This is a genomic window from Stenotrophomonas maltophilia group sp. Smal17 (assembly GCF_030237045.1).
Classification (GTDB): Bacteria; Pseudomonadota; Gammaproteobacteria; order Xanthomonadales; family Xanthomonadaceae; genus Stenotrophomonas; species Stenotrophomonas forensis.
Map to the genome: position 1 here is coordinate 1 of NZ_JASJSU010000172.1, position 1,967 is coordinate 1,967.

Sequence of the window (1,967 nt, forward strand, 5' to 3'; positions counted from 1 at the left end):
CGTGAGCGCCATGGATGGGGCGACCGAGGCTACATGGACGTACTTGCGCCGTCCCCCGCAACCGGACCCACCCCGCCACCCCACAGGAGCCCATCTTTTGCTTCTGCTGTTGCATTGGCCGTTGCCTCGGCGGGTGCCGGGCGCGGCCCGGCCGTGCGTACCCTCAGCGCCCGTGCGGGTCGGGGCGGTGATGCACGTACTCGACCACCGTGCCATCGGGATGCACTGCATTGAACGCCGCGCCGGTCGGCACCACCTGCAGCGGGAAGATGATTTCGGCCCCCGCCGCGACCAGTCGGTCGTGATAAGGCCGGACGTCATCGACCAGCAGCGTCCCGGTGGTCGAAGTGAAGGGGGCCAGCGCTTCCTCGCACCCTTCGATCAGCAGGAAGGCTCCGACCATCGCCAGGCGCAGGCCGGCATCGGGAAACGGGAAGCCCGCATCGGCCACGACGCCCTGCAACTGCTCGTAGAAAGCCACGCTCTGCTCCAGCTGGCCCGGGGCCACGAACACCCGGATCAACACGCGTGGGCTGCGTTGGCTCGAGGTATCACAGCGGTCGCGCCAGAGATGATCGAAGTCGCGGTGTATGTTCATGGGCGGGGTTCAGGGCCGGTGACGCCCCATTATCGGCAGCCCCGTGCGGCCTGCTGATGACTGCCGGTGATGGCCTGATAACCGGCGGCCAGGTTGCCCCTGTGACTTAGGTCCTGTTGACAGGTGTGAACGCCCTCGCACAATCTTCACATGATTGGGCCGCCCAGCGCGGCCCGGACAGGCAGGTTGTTACGCCGGGAGGAGGGTCCCGCGCGCAGACCGGCCCGTCCTTCGGCCTGCGGGACGTTGCCTGGCAACCCCTGCGCGGCATGAACGCTGCACCCTTCGGCGGCACTTTCCCTGGACCGATTGCCTTGGCAACGGAATTACGCCTGCCGATGAAAACGTTTACAAAGCCGCTTGCCCTCTCCCTCGCCCTGTCTGCTGCGCTCGCCGCCCCGGCCTGGGCCGACCCTGCGGCGTTCACCGTGTTGACCCTGGAACAGGCGCCCGGTGCCGAAGCAATGCCGGCCCTGGCTGCGCAGCTGAAGAGCCTGAAGGTGGACGCGGTGAGCGTGCGCCAGGTGCAGCGCGGCATCGGCCAGGTCGATCCGCTGCAGGTGCTGGCCGATGGGCTGGGCTACGAGTACCGCTTCATTGCTGCGGGCAAGGACGATGGCCAGACCCAGCGCGGCCAGGCCGTACTGACCCGGCTGCCGATCGCCGCTGAGTCAGGCCCCGACCAGCCGGGCCTGAACTACCTGCGCCTGGACGATGGCCGCCACACCGTCGCGGTCTATACCGATGCCGGTGCAGGCGCGGCCCAGCTGCCAGCGCTGGTCACGCGCTCGCGGCTGGGTGCGCCGGCGGTGCTGCTCGGTGCCGTGGCTGGCGAATCGGCCACGGCGGCCGGCTTCGATCCGGCGCGTGTCGCACTGGAAGCAGACGCCAGCTACTTCAGCGATGGCTTCCAGGCTGCCAGCAGTGCGCCGTTCAAGGTGGAAGGCAGCAGCCTGCGTGCCACGCTGCTGACCCTGGCCTATGCCGCCGACACGCATGGCGACACGCCGTGGATGGACACCACCCTCAACGCCGACGCACGTGCTGCGCTGCTGCTGAAGGCGATGACCGAGGATGAGAAGTTCCAGATGCTGCACAGCTACTTCGGGCTGGGCAAGGACGGTGGCCCGCTGCCGGAAGGCGCGGTCGGTTCGGCCGGCTTCGTACCGGCGGTGCCGCGCCTGGGCATTCCCTCGCAGCAGTCGGCCGATGCCGGCGTCGGCGTGACCAATCCGGGTGGCATCCGTCCGGGCGACTTCGCCACCGCGATGCCGTCGGGCCCGTCCACTGCGTCCAGCTGGAACCGCGAAGTGGCCTTTGCCGGCGGCGCGACCATGGGCCGCGAGGCCTGGCAGCAGCGCTTCAACAT

Annotated in this window: 1 protein-coding gene and 1 pseudogene; one reads left to right on the forward strand and one right to left on the reverse strand. The window is 68.8% G+C overall.

Translation table 11 applies throughout. The features are described 5' to 3' along the window. Nucleotides 1-163 precede the first annotated feature (163 nt). A complete protein-coding gene (locus tag QRO93_RS21380; RefSeq protein WP_040007487.1) occupies nt 164-598 on the reverse strand; it encodes a VOC family protein in 435 nt (144 codons plus the stop codon). Nucleotides 599-936: 338 nt separating this feature from the next. Here QRO93_RS21380 and QRO93_RS21385 point away from each other — a divergent pair. Beyond that, nucleotides 937-1,967, forward strand: a pseudogene (locus QRO93_RS21385) (glycosyl hydrolase); the annotation flags it as partial.